15 protein-coding genes and 1 pseudogene are annotated in these 19408 nt (G+C 43.3%); 14 read left to right on the forward strand and 2 right to left on the reverse strand.

What is annotated here, in order from left to right:
• Window positions 1–10: 10 nt before the first annotated feature.
• The 13 genes and pseudogenes from srlE (at window position 11) to AC3E8G_RS00220 (ending at window position 13229) form a co-directional block, all read left to right on the forward strand.
• Window positions 11–991, forward strand: a complete 981-nt coding sequence (gene srlE, locus AC3E8G_RS00160) for a PTS glucitol/sorbitol transporter subunit IIB (RefSeq protein ID WP_038804194.1) — start codon at window positions 11–13, stop codon at window positions 989–991.
• Between the two features lie 98 nt (window positions 992–1089).
• Window positions 1090–1461 (forward strand): PTS glucitol/sorbitol transporter subunit IIA, encoded by a 372-nt coding sequence (locus AC3E8G_RS00165; RefSeq protein WP_008808177.1) that lies wholly within the window; start codon window positions 1090–1092, stop codon window positions 1459–1461.
• Window positions 1462–1657: 196 nt separating this feature from the next.
• Window positions 1658–2134, forward strand: a pseudogene (locus AC3E8G_RS00170) (phosphoglucose isomerase-related protein); the annotation flags it as partial.
• Between the two features lie 183 nt (window positions 2135–2317).
• A complete protein-coding gene (locus AC3E8G_RS00175; RefSeq protein ID WP_414286303.1) occupies window positions 2318–3499 on the forward strand; it encodes a hypothetical protein in 1182 nt (393 codons plus the stop codon).
• Window positions 3500–3520: 21 nt separating this feature from the next.
• The gene (locus AC3E8G_RS00180) at window positions 3521–4324 is read left to right on the forward strand and encodes a hypothetical protein (protein WP_154857141.1); all 804 of its coding nucleotides are present in this window, start codon (window positions 3521–3523) and stop codon (window positions 4322–4324) included.
• A 351-nt stretch (window positions 4325–4675) separates the two neighbouring features.
• Window positions 4676–5407, forward strand: coding sequence for a hypothetical protein (locus AC3E8G_RS00185; RefSeq protein WP_154857143.1), 732 nt, complete (start codon window positions 4676–4678; stop codon window positions 5405–5407).
• A gap of 10 nt (window positions 5408–5417) precedes the next feature.
• Complete coding sequence (locus AC3E8G_RS00190) at window positions 5418–6155, forward strand: hypothetical protein (RefSeq protein WP_154857145.1); 738 nt, start codon at window positions 5418–5420, stop codon at window positions 6153–6155.
• A 21-nt stretch (window positions 6156–6176) separates the two neighbouring features.
• The gene (locus AC3E8G_RS00195) at window positions 6177–7157 is read left to right on the forward strand and encodes a hypothetical protein (RefSeq protein ID WP_414286306.1); all 981 of its coding nucleotides are present in this window, start codon (window positions 6177–6179) and stop codon (window positions 7155–7157) included.
• Between the two features lie 164 nt (window positions 7158–7321).
• Window positions 7322–8020 carry a 2,3,4,5-tetrahydropyridine-2,6-dicarboxylate N-acetyltransferase gene (gene dapD / locus AC3E8G_RS00200; protein WP_490676733.1) on the forward strand — a complete coding sequence of 233 codons (699 nt, stop codon included), beginning with the start codon at window positions 7322–7324 and terminating at the stop codon, window positions 8018–8020.
• A gap of 63 nt (window positions 8021–8083) precedes the next feature.
• Window positions 8084–9217, forward strand: a complete 1134-nt coding sequence (locus tag AC3E8G_RS00205) for an N-acetyldiaminopimelate deacetylase (RefSeq protein ID WP_490676734.1) — start codon at window positions 8084–8086, stop codon at window positions 9215–9217.
• A gap of 12 nt (window positions 9218–9229) precedes the next feature.
• The gene (locus tag AC3E8G_RS00210) at window positions 9230–9769 is read left to right on the forward strand and encodes a 5-formyltetrahydrofolate cyclo-ligase (protein WP_414286308.1); all 540 of its coding nucleotides are present in this window, start codon (window positions 9230–9232) and stop codon (window positions 9767–9769) included.
• Window positions 9753–10445, forward strand: coding sequence for a rhomboid family intramembrane serine protease (locus AC3E8G_RS00215; RefSeq protein WP_414286309.1), 693 nt, complete (start codon window positions 9753–9755; stop codon window positions 10443–10445). Before AC3E8G_RS00210 ends, AC3E8G_RS00215 begins: the two co-directional genes overlap by 17 nt.
• A 222-nt stretch (window positions 10446–10667) precedes the next feature.
• Window positions 10668–13229: a C69 family dipeptidase gene (locus AC3E8G_RS00220; RefSeq protein WP_490676735.1), complete on the forward strand. Its 2562-nt coding sequence runs from the start codon at window positions 10668–10670 to the stop codon at window positions 13227–13229.
• A gap of 86 nt (window positions 13230–13315) precedes the next feature.
• On the opposite strand, the gene galU is transcribed toward AC3E8G_RS00220, so the two are convergent.
• Complete coding sequence (galU, locus tag AC3E8G_RS00225) at window positions 13316–14227, reverse strand: UTP--glucose-1-phosphate uridylyltransferase GalU (protein ID WP_490676736.1); 912 nt, start codon at window positions 14225–14227, stop codon at window positions 13316–13318.
• Window positions 14228–14288: 61 nt separating this feature from the next.
• Window positions 14289–15305, reverse strand: a complete 1017-nt coding sequence (locus AC3E8G_RS00230; protein ID WP_414286312.1) for an NAD(P)H-dependent glycerol-3-phosphate dehydrogenase — start codon at window positions 15303–15305, stop codon at window positions 14289–14291.
• 230 nt (window positions 15306–15535) lie between these two features.
• Here AC3E8G_RS00230 and AC3E8G_RS00235 point away from each other — a divergent pair, with 230 nt between their 5' ends.
• Entirely contained in the window at window positions 15536–19396 is a 3861-nt protein-coding gene (locus AC3E8G_RS00235; RefSeq protein ID WP_490676737.1) for a SpaA isopeptide-forming pilin-related protein, read from the forward strand.
• Window positions 19397–19408 lie beyond the last annotated feature (12 nt).

Consider the following 19408-nt stretch of genomic DNA (forward strand, 5'->3'; position numbering starts at 1 on the left):
GAGTGAAATTATGTCATATAAGAGTATAAAAGTTGTTAAAGGAAATGGCGGTTTCGGAGGACCTTTGGTCATTACACCTAGTGAAGCTAAGCATAAATTCATCTATATCACTGGCGGAGGAGAAAAGCCAGATATTGTAGATAAAATTGCTGATTTGACCGGTATGGAAGCTGTTAATGGGTTTAAAACTTCTATCCCAGATGAGGAAATTGCTTTAGCAATCGTGGATTGTGGCGGTACTCTTCGCTGTGGTATTTATCCTAAAAAGGGGATCCCTACAATAAATATTGTCGCTACAGGGAAAAGTGGGCCTCTAGCTCAATATATAACCGAGGAAATCTATGTGTCAGCAGTTGGCCTTAATCAAATTTCTGCTGCTAATGAAGACGAAAAAGCGACAACTGTGGTAACAGAAAAGCCAACTTACGATACTAGTAAAAAAATTACAGAGCAAAAAGCTGAAACAAGTATTGTAGCAAGAATTGGGATGGGCGCTGGGAAGGTCGTTGCGACTTTCAACCAGGCTGCTCGTGAAGCCATCCAAACAATGCTCAACACGATCATTCCTTTCATGGCCTTTGTTTCCTTGCTGATTGGGGTTATTCAAGGTTCAGGTGTTGGAAATTGGCTGGCAAAATTAATGGTTCCCCTAGCTGGGAACATCTGGGGACTCATTTTGATTGGCTTTATCTGTTCCTTGCCATTCCTATCTCCTTTGTTAGGCCCCGGAGCTGTTATCAGTCAGATTATTGGAACCTTAATTGGAGTTGAAATCGGCAAAGGGACTATTCCGCCCCAAATGGCTCTGCCAGCTATATTTGCTATCAACACTCAAAACGGTTGTGATTTCATTCCTGTAGCACTCGGTCTATCTGAAGCCAAGGCTGAAACAGTTGAGGTTGGTGTCCCTTCTGTGCTTTATTCACGCTTTCTCAATGGTGTTCCGCGGGTGCTAGTAGCTTGGATAGCTAGTATTGGCCTTTATCAGTAAACTTTTGATAGATGCACGTAAACATAGCAACTATTATGTTAAACTTATCTATAAGCATAAGTTTATGACAGATTTGAGAAAGGATGAATAGGAATTAGATGAAGAAAATTTTTGAAGCTAAAGTAATTCAAGTGGGGCCTGAAGCTCAGAATATGATTCAAGATGCCAATATGCTCATTTTGTTTGGAGAAGAAGCTCCGGAAGACTTAGCAGAGTATTGTTTTAAAATCGATAACAAAAATCTTCTAGGTGCAATACTAGAAGGTGGAAAGCTGGTGGTAGATAGTCAGGAATATTCGATTACTGCCGTAGGAAATGTAGTAGAAAAAAATTTAACTGGACTGGGCCATATCACGATTTCTTTTGATGGTTCAAAAGAGGGCAGCCTGCCGGGGACTCTCCATGTTGCGGCAGACCAAGCAGTAGTAATTGAAAAGGACTCTACCATTCAGATTTTCGAAACTGCTTGACCATAACAAAATTTAAAATCAAGCAATTTAGAAAAATAAAAGTCTAAAAAATTGATTCAGAGCTTGGACAAAAAGTCCAGGCTTCTGGGTCTAAATTAGAAAAAATAGATGACGCAGTGGTTGATTGGCAAGTCAATCAAACTAGCCAGTCAGTGCAAGGGAATTCCCAGCAGATGGATCCACAAGGGGTGCCTGAACAGAAGGAAAAGACCAAAAAGGGATCTACCCAACTTCAGCTAACTTCTCAACAGACTTGCACTCATTGGGTCAGTTTATCCAAGAAGGAACTCGTATCATGTTTGAAACAGTTGTCCGTGTGGACAAACCACGTAAGAACGTGATCATCCCTACATTGGAAGAAGACCTTGATGGACTTGGTTACCTCCAAGGAAAAGACGTTGACTTCGTAAACAAAAAAGCAACTGACGGTGTTCTTCTTGCCCACACTGACGGTGACGTGCCAAACATGTACGTAACTCTTCCTGAGCAAGATGCCTTCACTCTTGGTTATGCCATCTACTTCTTCGAATTGGCCATCGCCCTTTCAGGTTACTTGAACGCGATCAACCCATTTGACCAACCAGGTGTTGAAGCCTACAAGAAAAATATGTTTGCCCTTCTTGGTAAACCAGGATTTGAAGAACTTGGAGCAGAACTCAACGCTCGTCTTTAATCAATAGACAAAACGATCTCGCAAGAGGTCGTTTTTTAATCGCTTTCAATATCTCAGAATGAGGTGGAAAAATAGACTGTTTTATGATATAGTAGAACTACTATATTTATACTTTGCACGTCAAACTATGGTCACAAAAAGTGGGGAGGATGACGGGCGCAGGTTGTTAGTAAAGGAGAGATTATGACAACAGAAGACAAGACACCTTTTGGAACACAAGAGGGACAAACTGTTCAAGAACCTTTTGGAACACAAGAGGGGCAAGCTGTTCAAGAACCTTTTGGAGCGCAAGAAGAACAAACTGTTCAACCACCTCTTGAAGCCCAAACTGGTCAAACCGTCCAAGAACCTTTTGGAGCACAAGGAGGGCAGACTGTTCAAGAACCTTTTGGAGCACAAAATGGCCAGACAGCTTATGAGCCATTTGGGGCACCAGGAGCGCAAGCCTTTCAACAGGCTTCTCCAGTAGAAGGGCCACAAGCTGGAGGACAGGAACAATATTTCCAAAATCAAGCTCCTCAGGTAGAAAACAATCCTTTCTACCAACAAGGGAATCCTCAAGACTTCCAATCCCAATGGAATGTTCAGCCAAAACCGAAGCGTGGATGGACTAAATTTATCGTCTTTTCTATTCTTGCCCTCTTCCTTGGTGGCTTGATTGGTGGCGGAGCTGGCTATTTCTGGGGACATTCAGCTAAACCTCAAGAAGATGCCAAACGTACCAAACGATTAGATCGTGCCAGCGAAGAAGCTAAGAAGACAAAGAACAGCTTCATTACAGAAAAAGATGAGGTTGTCTTTACTTGGACCCTCAAAGACCTTGCTGCATTAAGTTACAGCAACAAGGACGGATATGGCTTGACTGCTGATCAGATTGTTGATACCTATGGATTGGCTACCAGTGTCGATTATGAAAAGAAAGGCATGACTCTTACTTGGGATCGTGCAAAGAACGCCTCTCACCAAAATATTTATTTCCGATTTGAAAAAGTGGATGGCAACTATTATTTGAAATCTGTAGAAGCCTTTAACTTGGAAGAAGTCTACGCCAACGAAGACGATGAAGACGATGAGGACGAAGACACTTCTGCAGATCGTGAGATGAGTTCTAAAGAATTCAAGGATCTGAAAAAAGGGGATAAGGAAACTGGTAAAGGTGGAACCTCTCTGTTAGAAGTTTTGAAGAAACATAAAACAAATGTTCAAATCGGTACTGAGACAAAAATCACTGCTGATGGAGAAGAGTATGACTCTACTCGAGTGGTTGCAAAGATTAACCTTAAAGTGGATGACGATTATAAGACATTGCGTTTCTTAGCACAACCAGATGGGGACTTCTTATACATTGGTCCAGAACGTTTTTAATATAGAGGAGATAGATGAAAGATGAATACGAATCAATCACAGGCACCATTTGGTGTGCCAGAAACTGGTGATCAAAAGAAGCCAGGGAAAGGTCTGTTAATTGCTTGTATTAGTGGCTTTGCGGTCTTAGGAGTCATTATCGGTCTCTTCCTCGGTCATTCTATGGGTGCAGCTAATAGTGCTAAAAGTTCCTCTCCTGCCCTTCATCCGAAAGCTGATGCAGGGACATCAAAGCGTGATCAGTCTGGAAAATATATTGATCCAGAGGATACGGATTTTTCTTGGAACATTACAGATTTGGCTGACCTCGACTTTGGTACATACGAAACTCCAGATTTGGGAACATCCATTGAAGATGTTGTAGATGGACACGGAAAAGCTTTGCAAGGTTCATTTAGAAGAGATCTCATTGATTTAGAGTGGGGCGAGTTAGAAGAAGATCAGGATGATACCTATTCTCAATACCATACCGTTCGTGATATGAGATTGACCTTTAAGAAAGAGGGAGATACCTATTATTTAAAGGATCTCTATTATACAGGAAATTATAAAGAAGCTGAGGACGATTTTATGACCTCATCTTACTATGACAAGCTCAAAGTTGGAGATTCCAAAACTGGTAAGGATGGCGTTTCTTACAAGGAAGTGTTGAAAGATAATACCATTTATAATCTCTCTTTGTCTGCAGATGAAGACTACAAAACACATGATATTGTGACTACCATGACAATTTATTTTAAATCTTCAACGACAGACCAATATAAGTTGACGTTTGTGAAACAATCAGATGGCGATTTCCTTCTTGCTAAAAAAGGTGACGACTAAGATTGGTCACTTTCCTGCCTCGCAATGGTAGGAGGAAGAGAGAAGTTCAACTTTCCTAAAGCTAGAAAAAGAGGCTGGGACAAAAGTCCTAGCCTCTCAATTATTTTTGGATTGTCGAGCAATACGCAGTGGTTGAGTGGGCTCTACCACGCTGATTTCATCAGCTTTTACAGCCCTACTCAACTGTGCGGAGGTGGGACGACGAAATCGAATTCTAACGAATTACCGATTTCTGTCCCACTCTCTTCTCTATTCTAGCGAGGACTGGCTATTTATGGTATAGTAGGATATGTTGCTAAAGGAAACAGGTGTGAATAGTTGGACGGAAAGGGATACAGATACGATCGCAGAATGGATAATGTAAAGGAAATAACAAGAAAATATCTGAAGCCCCTCCTCGCTTTCATCAAAAAAAGAGGGATTATTTTCGGAATCCTCGCAATGCTGGGCTTAGGCTATGGTCTTGCTACTTTTGGGAGGCCACAAGAACAGCTAAATCCAGACCAGCAAGTGACCTTTCATCAGGAAGAAGCTTATCTGCAAGACTTCCTGGCGAAATCAGATCACCCAGAAGTTGGGGTGCATTTGGAGGAATTGCTGGAGTTTAAAATAGGTGATGCGACTGGTGAGCCAAACACCAAGGGGACGACACCAGAGACCCTGGTCAAAAAATTAGGAGGAGCCAAGCAAGCTCGGCTTGAGTCAAAAGCTACAACGCAGCTCCTTCGTCTAAGCTATGGAACGACGCAAGATGGTCGAGATAGATACCAATTTGAATTTACCCATATGAAGGACGGCTACTATCTAACAGCTATTCAGGGCTATCAACCAACTTCTAAGGACCATCTGGAAAGTAAAGAGCTGAAAAAGGCAACTCTGACCAGTCTTACGAATGGGAAAGAGAAAACAGGCATGAAACTAGAAGACATTCTACAAAAGGTAGGCTTGCCACAATCATTGCTTTTGAATTATAAGGACGGCAAGACAGTTTTGGTCCTGACCTACCGTGCACAAGAGGGGCTCGTCTTTCTCACTTTGCAAGCCCAAAAAGATGCGCGCTATCATCTAGTCAAGGTCGAATAAGGAGGAGTAAATGGATATAGTCATCAAGAAGTTAACAATTCCTGGTCTCCTGCTGCTAGCGCTCCTCCTAGGGATGGGGTTAGAGGTCCTTAGTCATCCACCGAAAAGTTCTACAGCCAGAAATGAAATAAAGAATTTATCAACTTTTAAAGCAAAAGAATTTCAAGGGGAGCGACTCTTAAAAGAAACGAATGGAAAAAAGGATTCGCTATGGACCTTGGAACAAATTAAGCATTTTTCTCTATCGATAAAGAACCAAAACGGTAGCCTGAAGCAGACTGGAAGTCGCCTGGAGACCCTTCTGAAGGAGATGGGGCATCCCCAAGAAAAAGTCCTCTTTCAATCTACAGCAAGCAAGCAACCCAGTCTCTCCCTGCTCTATCGATGGGACGATAGGGGAAAGGGAGCCTCCATCCGTTTGCTTTTTAGCAAGGGGGCTGATGGGAGGTATCTGCTAGAAGAAATCGACGCCAGTCTAGCCAATCTAGACCGGGAGGGGAAAAAAGCTTTTTCAGAAAAAGTTTACCAGAGCTTAGAACCTGGAGAAAAGATAGATCTGAAGAAACTGTTAGGCAGTTATCAGGGCTTACAATCCTTCGTCCGACGCCAGATTGGGCCTGATCAGGAAGGTTTTCAACTATCCTATCAGGATGAGAAGGGAAAAACGTATTTATTGGAGCTGGAACAGGTAGACGGTTCCTATTCCTTGTTGCGTAAGAGTCAACTAGATCCTAAGAAACAAAGTTAAGTAAAAAGAAGGGAAAATGGAATGGAAAAAGGTAGACAGATTCAAAGAGAATGGTCTAGGTTCCCAAGTAGGAATCGGGAAGTGTCTGAAGTCTTTTCAGATCGTGGGCCTGAAGGAGAAGCTTTTGAAAGTCCCAGTCTTCGGAGTTATCAAAAAGGAGTGAAGAGGAGTGTCCGTGAGGATGCTTTTCGCGGAGCGGGCTTGCCCCGTGTTGGTTCGCTTCTAGCAGCTGGAGTGGGGATGGTTCTCCTCTTTAGTTTTATCATTGGGGTCATTGGTTATGTGAGTCAATCTTCCCAAAAGACAGAGCAGGATACTCCAGTAAGTAAGAAACAGGACCGTCATTCTTTCAGTTCGACATCCGCTAGCTCATCATCTGCCTCCTCTAGCCAACCCTCAGAATCTTCTAGCTCAACAAAGAGAGAGAAAAGTGAGTCAGATAAGAAATCAGGACAATTGACTGCCGACAATTCCCCCTATATAGATGGGGATAATGGGATTCGTGACTTTAATTTAGACGAGTTATTGGTTCTCAGTCGAAAAAATAAATTATCCAATGTGACGGCAGAAGAACTTGTGAATCAGTATGGAAAAGCTAAACGAGGCTATTTTTCTGATGTAAATGCAGATAATCGGGGAATCACTTTACAATATGAACTACCGGATAATCGTGGAAATGTCAGTTTTAATCTATTGGGGCATGACGATAAGTATAGGGTCACTAATATCTATATGGGATATTACGCTACATCTTTGGAAGAACCAACCAAAACAACAGAAGAATTTAGAGCTCTCTTTTCTCAAGATGGACAGGAAATTCATGACGTTATTTCTCAAATGGGAACTCCTGAAGTCACGCATTTTTCAATCTCATCTTCTCAGAAAGTATACTCCTGCACCCTCTCCTATTCAACAGTAGATAATGAACTAGTTTCCCTAAATTTCGAGGAAAACTCTGAGCAGTGGTATCTAAAAGGAATAGCTGTAAAAAAGAAACCATAGCATGATTTTGGGAGATAGTACAAAGATACATTAGGATCTTAAGATTACTTCGTCTGCCAGTGATTTAAAGGACTCTTAAAATTATGCTATAATAGTAAAATCAAAGAGTTCAAAAGGAGCTTGTCTTCCTAGAGGACTGACTACAAAGAACAAGAGGTACTGACATGACTGCACAAAAAATGACTGCACAAGAGATTATCGCCTTTATCGGCAATGCAGAAAAGACAACCAATGTAAAAGTAACCTTCGAAGGGGAATTGACGGGAGAGCTTCCGGCATCCGTTGTAAAACTAGGCAATGTCCTATTTGGAGACTGGAAAGAGATTGAGCCCCTTCTTGCCAACTTAACAGAAAACAAAGACTATATCGTAGAGCAAGATGGTCGCAATTCAGCGGTGCCTTTGCTGGACAAGCGTTACTTGAATGCTCGGATTGAACCAGGTGCAATTATTCGAGACCAGGTGACCATTGAAGACAATGCGGTGATCATGATGGGGGCTGTCATCAATATCGGTGCTGAAATTGGTGCGGGGACCATGATCGATATGGGAGCTATTCTTGGTGGCCGTGCAACGGTTGGTAAAAACAGCCACATCGGAGCAGGAGCAGTCCTTGCAGGTGTCATTGAGCCAGCCTCTGCAGAACCAGTTCGTATCGGGGATAACGTCTTGGTGGGTGCCAATGCCGTCGTCATCGAAGGGGTGCAAGTTGGCAATGGCTCTGTCGTAGCAGCGGGTGCGATTGTTACCCAAGATGTGCCTGAAAATGTAGTGGTAGCAGGTGTGCCTGCGCGCGTGATCAAGACGATTGACGAACAGACGCAACAAAAAACAGCACTTGAGGATGCCTTGCGTAACCTTTAATAGAAGAATAAGAAAAGGAAGCTGGGGGATACCTCGGCTTCTTCTCAAAAAAGGAAGATGGATATGACACTTGATTTAGTAAAAATTCGGCGAGACCTGCATCAAATCCCGGAAATTGGACTAGAAGAATTTAAAACACAAGCCTATCTCTTGGAGCGCATCGCAGAAATCACCGAGGGAAAAGAGTTCGTCGAGCAGCGGACCTGGCGGACAGGGATCTTAGTCTTTTTGAAGGGATCCGATCCAGAAAAGACCATTGGCTGGCGGACCGATATCGATGGACTGCCCATTATCGAGCAAACTGGCCTTGACTTTGCCTCTCGTCACGAAGGTCGGATGCATGCCTGTGGCCATGATATTCATATGACCTTAGCTTTGGGTTTGCTGGAGCAACTGGTCCAAGTACAACCGAAGAACAATCTCTTGTTCCTCTTTCAACCAGCCGAGGAAAATGAAGCTGGAGGGATGCTCATGTATGAGGATGGGGCCTTTGGGGACTGGTTGCCTGATCAATTCTACGGTCTTCATGTCCGTCCAGACTTAAAGGTAGGCGAGATTGCGACCAATCGGGGGACGCTCTTTGCAGGGACCTGTGAAGTGAAGCTGACCTTTAAAGGAAAAGGTGGACACGCCGCCTTCCCCCATGAAGCCAAGGATGCCTTGGTCGCTGCTAGCTATTTTGTCACTCAGGTTCAAACCATTGTCAGCCGTAATGTCGATCCTATCGAGGGGGCAGTTGTGACCTTCGGTTCCATGCATGCGGGGACGACCAATAACGTCATTGCAGAGACGGCCTTTCTGCATGGGACCATCCGGACCCTGACCATGGAAATGAACCTCTTGACCCAGAAGCGACTCGAGACGATTGCGAGAGGGGTTGCAGATGCTTTTGATATGGACCTAGAGTTGGAACTCAAGCAAGGGGGCTATTTGCCGGTGGAAAACAATCCAGACTTGGCAGATGAATTGATGACTTTCTTTGATCAAGCAGAAGATGTCACCTTGATTGATATCCTACCCGCCATGACCGGAGAAGATTTTGGTTATCTCTTGTCAAAAGTGGATGGAGTCATGTTCTGGTTGGGAGTGGACAGCCCTTATGCCCTCCATCACCCTCAGATGAGTCCTAAGGAAGAAGTCCTGCACCTTGGTGTCAAAGCCATTAGTCCTTTCTTAAAAATGAAAGCCAACCAATAAAGAGAGATGGAAATGAAAGCAAGTATTCGAAAAAGTATATTGAAGAAGATGAAAGGCTTGGAGCCGGAGAACAAGCGAAAGGCTGATCAAGCCTTGATCCAGCGGTTGCGCTCTTTACCAGCTTACAAAGCAGCAAGCGTGATTGCGACCTATTTGTCCTTCCCGCATGAAGTGGATACAAGTTTTCTCATTGATACAGCTCTAGAAGATGGCAAACAGGTCGTCATCCCAAAGACCTATCCAAAAGGGCGCATGGAATTTGCAGTCTATGATCCGCAGAAATTGAAACCAACAGCCTTTGGTCTCTTGGAACCAGAGGATGGGGCTCAAGCAATAGATCAGTCGGAGATTGATTTGATCCATGTTCCTGGAGTGGCCTTTCAAAAGAATGGCTACCGTCTGGGTTATGGAGGAGGCTATTATGATCGCTATTTGGCAGATTTCGACGGAGCGACTGTCAGCACCATCTATGCCTGCCAGGAAGTAGACTTTGAACCTGCCCCTCATGATATTCCAGTACAGGAGGTTCTTGTGGATGAATCAACTATTTGATAAGAAATACCCGGTGACCAGTAGCCTGCTTCTGTTAACAACCGGCGTTTTTCTATCCATGTTATTGCTTCGTGGCTTTGACTATGAATCGGTCCAAACTGTCTACGATTTTGGAGGTGTCTTAGGAGATGAAATCCAGGTGGACCCAAGACAAAGCTGGCGTTTGCTTGCTGCCATGTTTGTTCATGTTGGCTTGCAGCACTTTGTTTTAAACATGGTTACCCTCTATTTTATCGGAAGAATCGCAGAAGATCTATTTGGCTCGAAGGCCTTTTTAGCCCTCTACCTCTTATCCGGCTTAATGGGCAACCTTTTTGTATTGGTTTTTTCTCCAGAAGTCGTCGCAGCAGGTGCTTCTACAGCCCTAGCTGGACTCTTTGCTGCCATTGTCAGTTTACGCTTCATCGCTCGAAGTCCCTATATTCGCTATCTGGGCCAACGTTACACTGCCTTGATTCTGATCAATATCCTCTTTAGCTTCATGCCGGGGATCAGTCTAGCCGGTCACCTAGGAGGCCTGGTGGGAGGAGGGATTCTAGCCTTTGTCTTTCCCGTCTATGGTGAGCAAGATAGTGTGAAAAAAAGCTGGCGCTGGGGAGCCTTGGCCCTTTATACAGCTGGTGCCATCCTTCTTTATGCTTGGCCCTTTATCTTTCATCCCTTTTTTGATTTGTAGCATATTTGTAAATTATCTGAAAACTGAGTGAAGTCTCAGTTTTTTTGTATATATTTCTCAAAAACGATAGAGAAAGCTAAAAATATCACAAATAAATGAATAAAAATGTGAAAAGAAAGCGCTTGCAATGTTGATTGAAAAGGAGTAGACTGATGGTATATAAAACCTACTTGTGTCCAAAAACCGCTTGAGGACATAAAATAAGCAAAAAGGAGATTTGCGATGAAGAAATGGTTGTTTAAACTAGCTTTGGTAGCGATGACGTTCTTACTCCTACCAATTCAAGCCGTTCAGGCCTGCTGTGGATTTATCATTGGTCGCCAGTTGACCAAGGATGGAACGACCCTGTTTGGCCGGACTGAGGACTATCCTTATTATCCAAATGGTGGAAAACACAACAAAAACTATGTTGTTGTCGATGCCAAGACCTATAATGAGGGAGATCAAATCGAGGATGAATCCAACGGATTCACCTACCCGCATGCAGCCAATGAAATGAAATACACAGCTACTTATGACTCTGCTCGTGGTGACGGTAGCAATGGGGCTTTCGGGGAACACGGTTTTAATGAAGCCGGTGTATCCATGACTGCGACAGTAACGGCGATCCCAAATAAGAAGGTCTTGTCAACAGATCCTTTGAAAGAGAATGGCTTACCAGAAGCTGCAATGCTAGATGTCATCTTGCCACGTGTGAAAACTGCCCGTGAAGGGGTTGAATTACTGGCTAAAGTCATCGAAGAAAAAGGATCAGCAGAAGGGAATGTGGTCGTCTTTGCAGACCAAAATGAAACTTGGTACATGGAAATTCTTTCTGGTCACCAATATGTAGCGGTGAAGGTGCCAGAAGATAAATACGCAGTCTTTGCAAATACCTACTACCTAGGTCATGTTGATTTGAATGACACTGAAAATGTCATCGCCTCTAAAGATGTAGAAAAAGTAGCCAAGGAATCTGGCAACTACAAGACCGATAAAGATGGCAATTTCCATATTGCTAAATCTTATGGACCAGAAAAATATGCTGAAGGAGACCGCTCACGGACCTATGCGGGCATCACCTTACTAGATCCAGACTCTAAAGTCACTTATGAGGATGATGAGTATGAGCTCTTCCGTTCACCAACTGATCCAAACAAAAAATACACCTTGGAAGATGCTTTTGCCTTGCAACGGAACCGTTTTGAACACTTGAATGGACGCTTTGTACCAGATGATCAAATCGGTGTTAAGAAACAAGGTGACGATGGTAGCAACGATACTGTTCGTAAAGACCAATACAAGTATGCCTTAGGAAATGAAAATGTGATTGATGCCCATGTCTATCAAATCAATCCAAATCTTCCAAAATCATTTGGTGGAACTGTATGGCTCGGCATGGGACCTTCGCGGAATACCCCTTATGTTCCATTCTATGGAAATGTAAAAGATACTTACGAAGCTTTTAAACCTCAAACAGCTACTTATGATCCAAATTCATGGTATTGGACAGTTTGGCACATTGACCAAATGGCCATCAATAACCAAGATCTCTTTGGAAAATCGATCCAAAATCACTGGAAAGCACTAGAAGAACAGCTCATTATCGAACAAAAAGTGAGCGATGCAAAATACGCTGCCTTGAAAGCTGATGAAGCGGCTGCAAAAGGGGCAGAGGACCAAGTAACTGCTGAAGCAATTGCGCGTTCTGAGCGTCTTTTCAAACAATTTAAACAATACGAAGCAGAGCTTTCAGCAACCTTGAAAGAAGCGGGTAGAACAGATGATCCGTATCGGGCATCTCTTCCAGATAATTACAAGGAACCAACGGACGCAACTACAACAACTGCTCCAAGTACTGAGCCAAGCACTGACGCAACTACGACAACAGCTCCAAGTACCGAGCCAAGCACGGATGCAACTACAACAACCGCTCCAAGTACTGAGCCAAGCACTGACGTAACTACAACAACAGCTCCAAGTACCGAGCCAAGCACAGATGCAACTACAACAACAGCTTCAAGTACCGAGCCAAGCACAGATGCAACTACAACAACAGCTCCAAGTACTGAGCCAAGCAAGGATGAGACTCAACCAACTGAGCCAAGTACCGAGCCAAGCAAGGATGAAACCACAACTACAACGACTGAACCAAGCAAGGATGCAACTCAACCAACTGAGCCAAGTACTGAGCCAAGCAAGAACGAAACCAAGCCGACTCAACCAAGTACTAAGCCAAACAAGGATGTAAACACATCAACTACGATTGTCCCTGCTCCAACTACAAACAATCGTCCAGTTCTTCCTACGAATTCCTACATTTTAGTAGATCCTGTTACTGGAATCACCCTACAAAACCCAGACTTTGCCCAAGGTGGCTTTAATTTGGCAGCTTCTGTATTGAAAGATGTCCAAGCCCTCAAAGGTAAAGACTATCAGATTTACGACATTCAGTTGTCAAATCAAAATGGCCCTGTTCATCAATTTAGCCCAACTGTGGTGACGATGCCAGTGGATCCTAAGAAAGAAGTAGAATCTGTTGTAGGCATTGGAGAAGATGGCAAGGTTGAGACCTACCAGTTCAGCTTGAATGAAGACAAGAGCAAGGTAACCTTCACAACCAATCACTTCTCATCTTATGGAGTTGTCTACAAAACAGCAGCTAAGGTAGAAGAAAAAACAGAAAGCAAGAAATTGCCATCTACTGGACAAACCATTTCGATGGTTGGTATCATCGGCGGTGTCTTGATTAGTGCCCTTGGATTTGCCTTCTATGTAGAAAAACGCAAACAGAATAAAGCTTAAAGAATAACTTTTTAAGAAAGAAAAAGAGGCCGGACATTTAGTCCGGTCTTTTTGCTTTATAGTTGAAAAGTCAGGTCGAGTATTTTTTACTCCTCAGTCACTTTCCCGGTTTCTTCTAATTGTTTTCCAAGGTTGATGATGTATTGTTTGAGATCATCTTTAACCTGTGGGTGTTTCAAGGCATAATCAATAGATGTTTTCATGAAACCAAACTTGTCCCCTACATCGTAGCGTCTGCCCTTAAATTCGCGGGCAAATACTCGTTGGGTCTTGTTTAAGGTATCAATGGCATCGGTCAATTGGATTTCATTTCCAGCGCCTGGTTTTTGGTTTTCCAAGATTTGGAAGATCTCTGGAGTCAGCAAGTAACGACCGATAATGGCAAGGTCACTTGGTGCTTCTTCAGGTGCCGGTTTTTCGACAAAGGTTTCAACGCTATACAGTCCGTTGATGCCTTCCCCTTGAGGAGCAATGACTCCATAGGCAGAAACCTCTTCATGGGGAACTTTCATGACGGCAATGGTTGAAGCATGTGTTTCGTCATAGTCATTCATCAATTGCTTGGTGAGAGTAGTAGCTGTATCATCTGTGATATCCATGAGGTCATCGCCCAGCATTACGACGAAAGGTTCATTCCCAACGAAGGCCTTGGCCTGAAGGACAGCATCTCCAAGGCCACGCGGATGTTTTTGACGAATGAAGTGGAGGCGCATCCTGGTAGTTTCATCAACCAGTTTCAACAGATCATTTTTTCCTTTTTCCTTGAGGTTATACTCAAGTTCGAAGTTTGAGTCGAAGTGGTCTTCGATCGAACGTTTTGACTTACCAGTGACAACGAGAATATCTTCGATGCCAGCCTTAAGGGCTTCTTCAACGATGAATTGGATGGTTGGCTTATCCACGATTGGCAACATTTCTTTGGCCAGGGCTTTGGTTGCAGGTAGGAAACGCGTTCCAAGTCCAGCCGCAGGAATGACTGCTTTTCTAACTTTTGTCATAATAATTCCTTTCTAACTAAAGAATAATTGGTTGTTAATCTGATTGGTAAGGAACAATCCCTTAGTTCCACTCATTTTCTTCTTTAAATTCATTGTTCATCATGAAGTTAATGGCTTCACGAATGTCTTGCCCTTCATAAATCACTTGGTAGATGGCTTGTGTGATCGGCATATAGACGTCAAGCTCTTGGGCCAGTTCGTAGGCGGCCTTAGTGGTGGAAATCCCTTCGATGATCATGCCCATGTTGGCTTCGATATCTTCTAATTTTTCACCACGACCGAGGGCATCCCCAGCTCGCCAGTTCCGAGAGTGAATTGAAGTCCCTGTCACGATCAGGTCTCCAACTCCCGATAGTCCACTATAGGTCAATGGGCTAGCCCCAAGTTTCACTCCTAGACGGGTAATTTCAGCTAGGCCGCGCGTGATGATGGCAGCCTTGGCATTGTCTCCGAATCCAAGCCCGTGGAGGGCCCCAGCTCCGACGGCAATGATGTTTTTAAGGGCACCGGCTGTCTCTACTCCGATCACATCTGTGTTGGTATAGAGGCGGAAGTAGTGGTTGCTGAAGAGCTCTTGAACGTAGCGAGCTGTTTCTAAATCCTTAGAAGCTGCTGTGATTAGAGTGATATCGCGAACAATGGTTTCTTCAGCGTGACTTGGACCAGACACGACCACAATCTCGCTACGTAGAGAAGCAGGGATTTCCTCTTCTAAGATTTGAGAAATCCGTTTGTGACTGTTTGGTTCTAATCCTTTGGACGCATGCATGACCTTGACAGGATGGTCCAAGAGTTCAGCTACTTGCTTGGCAACGAGTCGTGTCACCTTGGTTGGGACGACAAAGAGGACCGCATCTGCTCCAGAAAGGGCTTCATCCAAGTTGTGGTAAGCCTTAATCCCTGGATCCAGAACGACATCCTTAAAGTAGCGTTTGTTGGTATGTTCTTGATTGATTTCGTCGATTTGTTCTGGGACGTTTCCCCAGATCCGTACTTCATGGTCATTGTCGTGGAGGACTTGAGAAAGGGCAGTTCCCCAAGAACCAGGACCGATGACCGCAACGGTTTGTTTATCCATAGTATTCTCCTTCGTGAAGATTTCATTTCTATTTTACCATACTATAGAGAAAAAAGCTTTGGAATCTAGCTGAATTTCATAGGAAAAGCAAATAATATGATAACTGAAAAAATGTTGGGAATTTTAGTAAATTATTCTTGCATTTATATGTTGAATATGGTAAAATTCCTTTCGTATATTACTCTAGCTAGTGATATATAGGAGAAACAAAAAAGAAAAAGGAGTTTATGATGAAAAAGAGCTTAAAAATAATACTGACCTTAGTATTAGTTTTAGCTAGTGTCTTTGGTTTGTCCAAAATTCGGTCGGCCCATGCTGATGGCGCAACAGGAAAGATCCAAATTACAAGTAAAACGATCACACCTGCTAAGTCACCCGTGGACCAGTACACGGACATTAAAGTTGATCTAACTTTCAATGTTCCGCAGGAGGTCAAATCTGGGGATCAAGCGGTCATTACCCTCCCTCAGAATTTAAAATTCATCTCAGATCAGACATTTGATGTCATGAGTCCAGATGGTCAGTCAGTGGTTGCGAAAGCAGTCATTAATGCTGCCAACAAAACCATCACCCTGACTTATGAAAATTATGTGGAAACGAAATCAAATATTTCAGGAAGCATGTTCTTTGCAGTTCGGGTTGAGCCTGCAACCGAATCTCCAAGCAAGGTGCCAATCACCTTGAATGTGGATAACAATCCTGTCCCTGTAGGAAAAGTTGACTTTGTAGTTGACCCAGGGAATGCTGAAAAGACCTTGGACAAGGTTAGCTGGGGAACAGAAACCTTAGCAGATGGTAGCATCACACGTCAATATGAAGTGCGTGTCAATGCAGCGAATGCGGCTTTAACAGAAGCAGTTGTATCTGACCAATTGCAAACAGAAGGAATGAGCTATGTAGAAGATTCCTTTGTGATTAAAAAAGGGAATTGGGTCGTTAACAGTTCGCATAAATTAGATTTGAAAAATGGGCAGGTTGCCTCTTTGCCAGTTGAGTTTGGAGCAGATAAGAAGAGTTTCAAAGTCAGCTTGGGAAATGTAGCCCAAGGCGAAGGTTACTCGATTGTCTATAAGGTGAAGATTCCTTATACCCCTGCAAATGGTGAGAAGTTCCTCAACAATGTAACCTTAAATGCTCAAAAAGTTGTTGAAACTAAGAGCAACCCATTCGTTTATCAAACTGCTGGTGGGGAAGCACAAGGTTATACCTTCTCCATCAACCTCAAAAAAGTTGATAGTCAGGATGAAAACACTGCTCTAGCAGGTGCTGAATTTAACGTTATCCGTGTTGCAACAGGTGCCGTTGTCGGTAAGTTGACGACCAACGCAAACGGAGAAGCAAGCATTGGTGGCTTGTTGAATACAGCTTACCAATTGGTTGAAACAAAAGCTCCAGAAGGATATGAATTGGATGCAACTCCAATTGAAGTCAAAGCAGAAGATTTTGGAACAACGAAAACAGCTCTTAAAAAAGTTACAAACAAGAAAATTGTTAAAGAACCGACACCAACCAGTGCGGTGATTGAATTAGATAAGGCCCTTACAGGTCGTGACTTGGTAGACGGCGAGTTTAGCTTTGAATTGTACGAGGGTACTAACAAGCTTCAAACTGTTACCAACAAAGCTGGTAAAGTAAGCTTTGAATCCATTTCTTACACAGCAGAAGGTGAACATACTTATACTGTGAAGGAAGTAAAAGGTAACAATGCTACGATTACTTACGATGCTTCTGAAAAACAAGTGACTGTTAAAGTCACTCGTGATGGAGATGCCTTGAAGGCAGAAGTCATCTATCCAGAAAGCAAAACATTTACCAATGCCTTCACACCAAACGCAACGACAGCAACAATTGAGTTGACAAAAGAGTTGACAGGTCGTGACTTGGTAGACGGTGAGTTTAGCTTTGAATTGTACGAAGGTACTAACAAACTTCAAACTGTCACCAACAAATCTGGCAAAGTAACCTTTGAATCCATTTCTTACACAGCAGAAGGTGAACATACATACACTGTGAAGGAAGTCAAGGGGACTACCCCAGGTATCACATACGATACAACCGAAAAACAAGTAACCGTTAAGGTAACAAAAGATGGAGATAACCTAAAAGCAACAGTTGTCTATCCAGAAAGCAAGGTCTTTGCAAATACTTACTCAGCTCCAAGTCCAGCAAAAGCTCAGATTTCAGCCAGCAAGATTTTGGAAGGCCGTGCCTTGAAGGATGGCGAATTCAGCTTTACTTTGTTGGATGAAGCTGGAAAAGTCCTTCAAACAAAACAAAATGCTGCAGATGGTTCCGTAGCCTTTGATGAAATTTCTTATTCACAAGAAGATGCAGGAAAAACGTTCCACTACACGATTAAGGAAGTGATCCCTACATCTCAAGAAAAAGGAATGACTTACGACCATGCCAGCATCGAAGTGACAGTAACGGTTACGAAAGATGAAGCAAGCAATACCATCAATGCTACAGTGGCATATGGTGAAAAGAAATCATTTATCAATACTTTTGTGACAAGTGAAATCCCACCAACACCACCGACTGTTGACAAACCAGAAGCTAAGCTTTATACCATCCAACTTCACAAGGTCAATGGTGAAGGTCAAGCTCTAGCAGGAGCTGTCTTCGGCCTCTTTGAAGCAGATGGTGTGACAGCAGTTGCCAACCCTTACGGTGAAGGCCAAGCGACAGCAACCTCAGATGCCAACGGTCTTGTCAACTTTGTAGGTTTTGCAGCGAAGAATTATGTAGTGAAAGAATTGACAGCACCAGAAGGTTACCAACTTTCTACTGCTTCAATCGCTGTTTCTGAAGCTGAATTGACAGCTGCGACAGAATTGGTAGTGGATAAAGGAAATGTGGTGAACAAACCATTTGCCGAAATCCCACCAACACCACCAGTTGTTGAAAAACCAGAAGTGACTGTTTACAGTATTCAATTACATAAAGTCAACAATGAAGGTCAAGTCTTGGCAGGAGCTGTCTTCGGACTATTCGAAAAGGATGGTACAACTCCAGTTGCCAACCCATATGGCGAAGGTCAAGCGACAGCGACCTCAGATGCTAATGGTCTCGTTACCTTTACAGGACTTGTAGCCAAAGATTATGTAGTGAAAGAAATCACTGCTCCAGAAGGCTACCAACTTTCTGAAGAAGCAACTACTGTTTCATCTAGTCAATTGATTGCTTCAACTGATCAAGTGTTTGATCGAGGTAAAGTAGTCAATAAACCATTCACTGCCATCCCACCAACACCACCAGTTGTTGAGAAGCCAGAAGTGAAACTCTACACCATCCAACTTCATAAGGTCAATGCAGAAAACAAAGCTCTAGCAGGAGCTGTCTTCAGCCTCTTTGAAGCAGATGGTACAACTCCAGTTGCCAACCCATATGGTGAGGGTCAAGCGACAGCAACCTCAGATGCCAACGGTCTTGTCAGCTTTGTAGGCTTTGCAGCGAAGGACTATGTGGTGAAAGAATTGACAGCACCAGAAGGTTACCAATTGTCAACGATTTCAATCACAGTTTCTGCGTCAGAATTGAATGCTGCTGCAGACTTGGTAGTTGATAAGGGTAGTGTGGTGAATAAACCATTTACTGCTATCCCACCAACACCACCAGTTAATGACATGCCAGAAGCTAAACTTTACACTATCCAACTTCACAAGGTTGATGGTGAAGGCAAAACTTTGGAAGGTGCGGTCTTCGGCCTATTCGAAAAGGATGGTACAACTCCAGTTGCCAACCCTTACGGCGAAGGTCAAGCGACAGCAACTTCAGATGCTAATGGTCTTGTAAGCTTTGTAGGCTTTGAAGCTAAGGACTATGTAGTGAAAGAATTGACAGCACCGAAAGGTTACCAACTGTTAGATGCTCCAATCAAGATCTCAGCAACAGATTTTGAAGCAGCGAAGGATTTGGTTCTAGACAAAGGAAATGTTGTCAATGAGAAAACTCCAAACAACCCTCCTAAGGGAGAAGGTAAGAAATCTCTTCCTTCTACTGGTCAATCAATGAGTGAAGGACTAGTAGCTGCAGGACTTGCTTTGGCAGTAGCTGGAAGCGCCTTGGTTTACAAAAAGCGTGAAAATTAATCATTAAAACAG

The sequence above is a fragment of the Streptococcus sp. SCPM-O-B-15294 (M123) genome, assembly GCF_058200455.1.

What these genes read in the sequence shown, in the direction of transcription:
- AC3E8G_RS00190 (WP_154857145.1), top strand. Translation starts at nt 5,418, where the DNA reads ATGGATATAGTCATCAAGAAGTTAACAATTCCTGGTCTCCTGCTGCTA.
- dapD (WP_490676733.1), top strand. Translation starts at nt 7,322, where the DNA reads ATGACTGCACAAAAAATGACTGCACAAGAGATTATCGCCTTTATCGGC.
- AC3E8G_RS00205 (WP_490676734.1), top strand. Translation starts at nt 8,084, where the DNA reads ATGACACTTGATTTAGTAAAAATTCGGCGAGACCTGCATCAAATCCCG.
- AC3E8G_RS00215 (WP_414286309.1), top strand. Translation starts at nt 9,753, where the DNA reads ATGAATCAACTATTTGATAAGAAATACCCGGTGACCAGTAGCCTGCTT.
- AC3E8G_RS00220 (WP_490676735.1), top strand. Translation starts at nt 10,668, where the DNA reads ATGAAGAAATGGTTGTTTAAACTAGCTTTGGTAGCGATGACGTTCTTA.
- AC3E8G_RS00175 (WP_414286303.1), top strand. Translation starts at nt 2,318, where the DNA reads ATGACAACAGAAGACAAGACACCTTTTGGAACACAAGAGGGACAAACT.
- AC3E8G_RS00180 (WP_154857141.1), top strand. Translation starts at nt 3,521, where the DNA reads ATGAATACGAATCAATCACAGGCACCATTTGGTGTGCCAGAAACTGGT.
- galU (WP_490676736.1), bottom strand. Translation starts at nt 14,227, where the DNA reads ATGACAAAAGTTAGAAAAGCAGTCATTCCTGCGGCTGGACTTGGAACG.
- AC3E8G_RS00235 (WP_490676737.1), top strand. Translation starts at nt 15,536, where the DNA reads ATGAAAAAGAGCTTAAAAATAATACTGACCTTAGTATTAGTTTTAGCT.
- AC3E8G_RS00195 (WP_414286306.1), top strand. Translation starts at nt 6,177, where the DNA reads ATGGAAAAAGGTAGACAGATTCAAAGAGAATGGTCTAGGTTCCCAAGT.
- AC3E8G_RS00230 (WP_414286312.1), bottom strand. Translation starts at nt 15,305, where the DNA reads ATGGATAAACAAACCGTTGCGGTCATCGGTCCTGGTTCTTGGGGAACT.
- AC3E8G_RS00210 (WP_414286308.1), top strand. Translation starts at nt 9,230, where the DNA reads ATGAAAGCAAGTATTCGAAAAAGTATATTGAAGAAGATGAAAGGCTTG.
- srlE (WP_038804194.1), top strand. Translation starts at nt 11, where the DNA reads ATGTCATATAAGAGTATAAAAGTTGTTAAAGGAAATGGCGGTTTCGGA.
- AC3E8G_RS00185 (WP_154857143.1), top strand. Translation starts at nt 4,676, where the DNA reads ATGGATAATGTAAAGGAAATAACAAGAAAATATCTGAAGCCCCTCCTC.
- AC3E8G_RS00165 (WP_008808177.1), top strand. Translation starts at nt 1,090, where the DNA reads ATGAAGAAAATTTTTGAAGCTAAAGTAATTCAAGTGGGGCCTGAAGCT.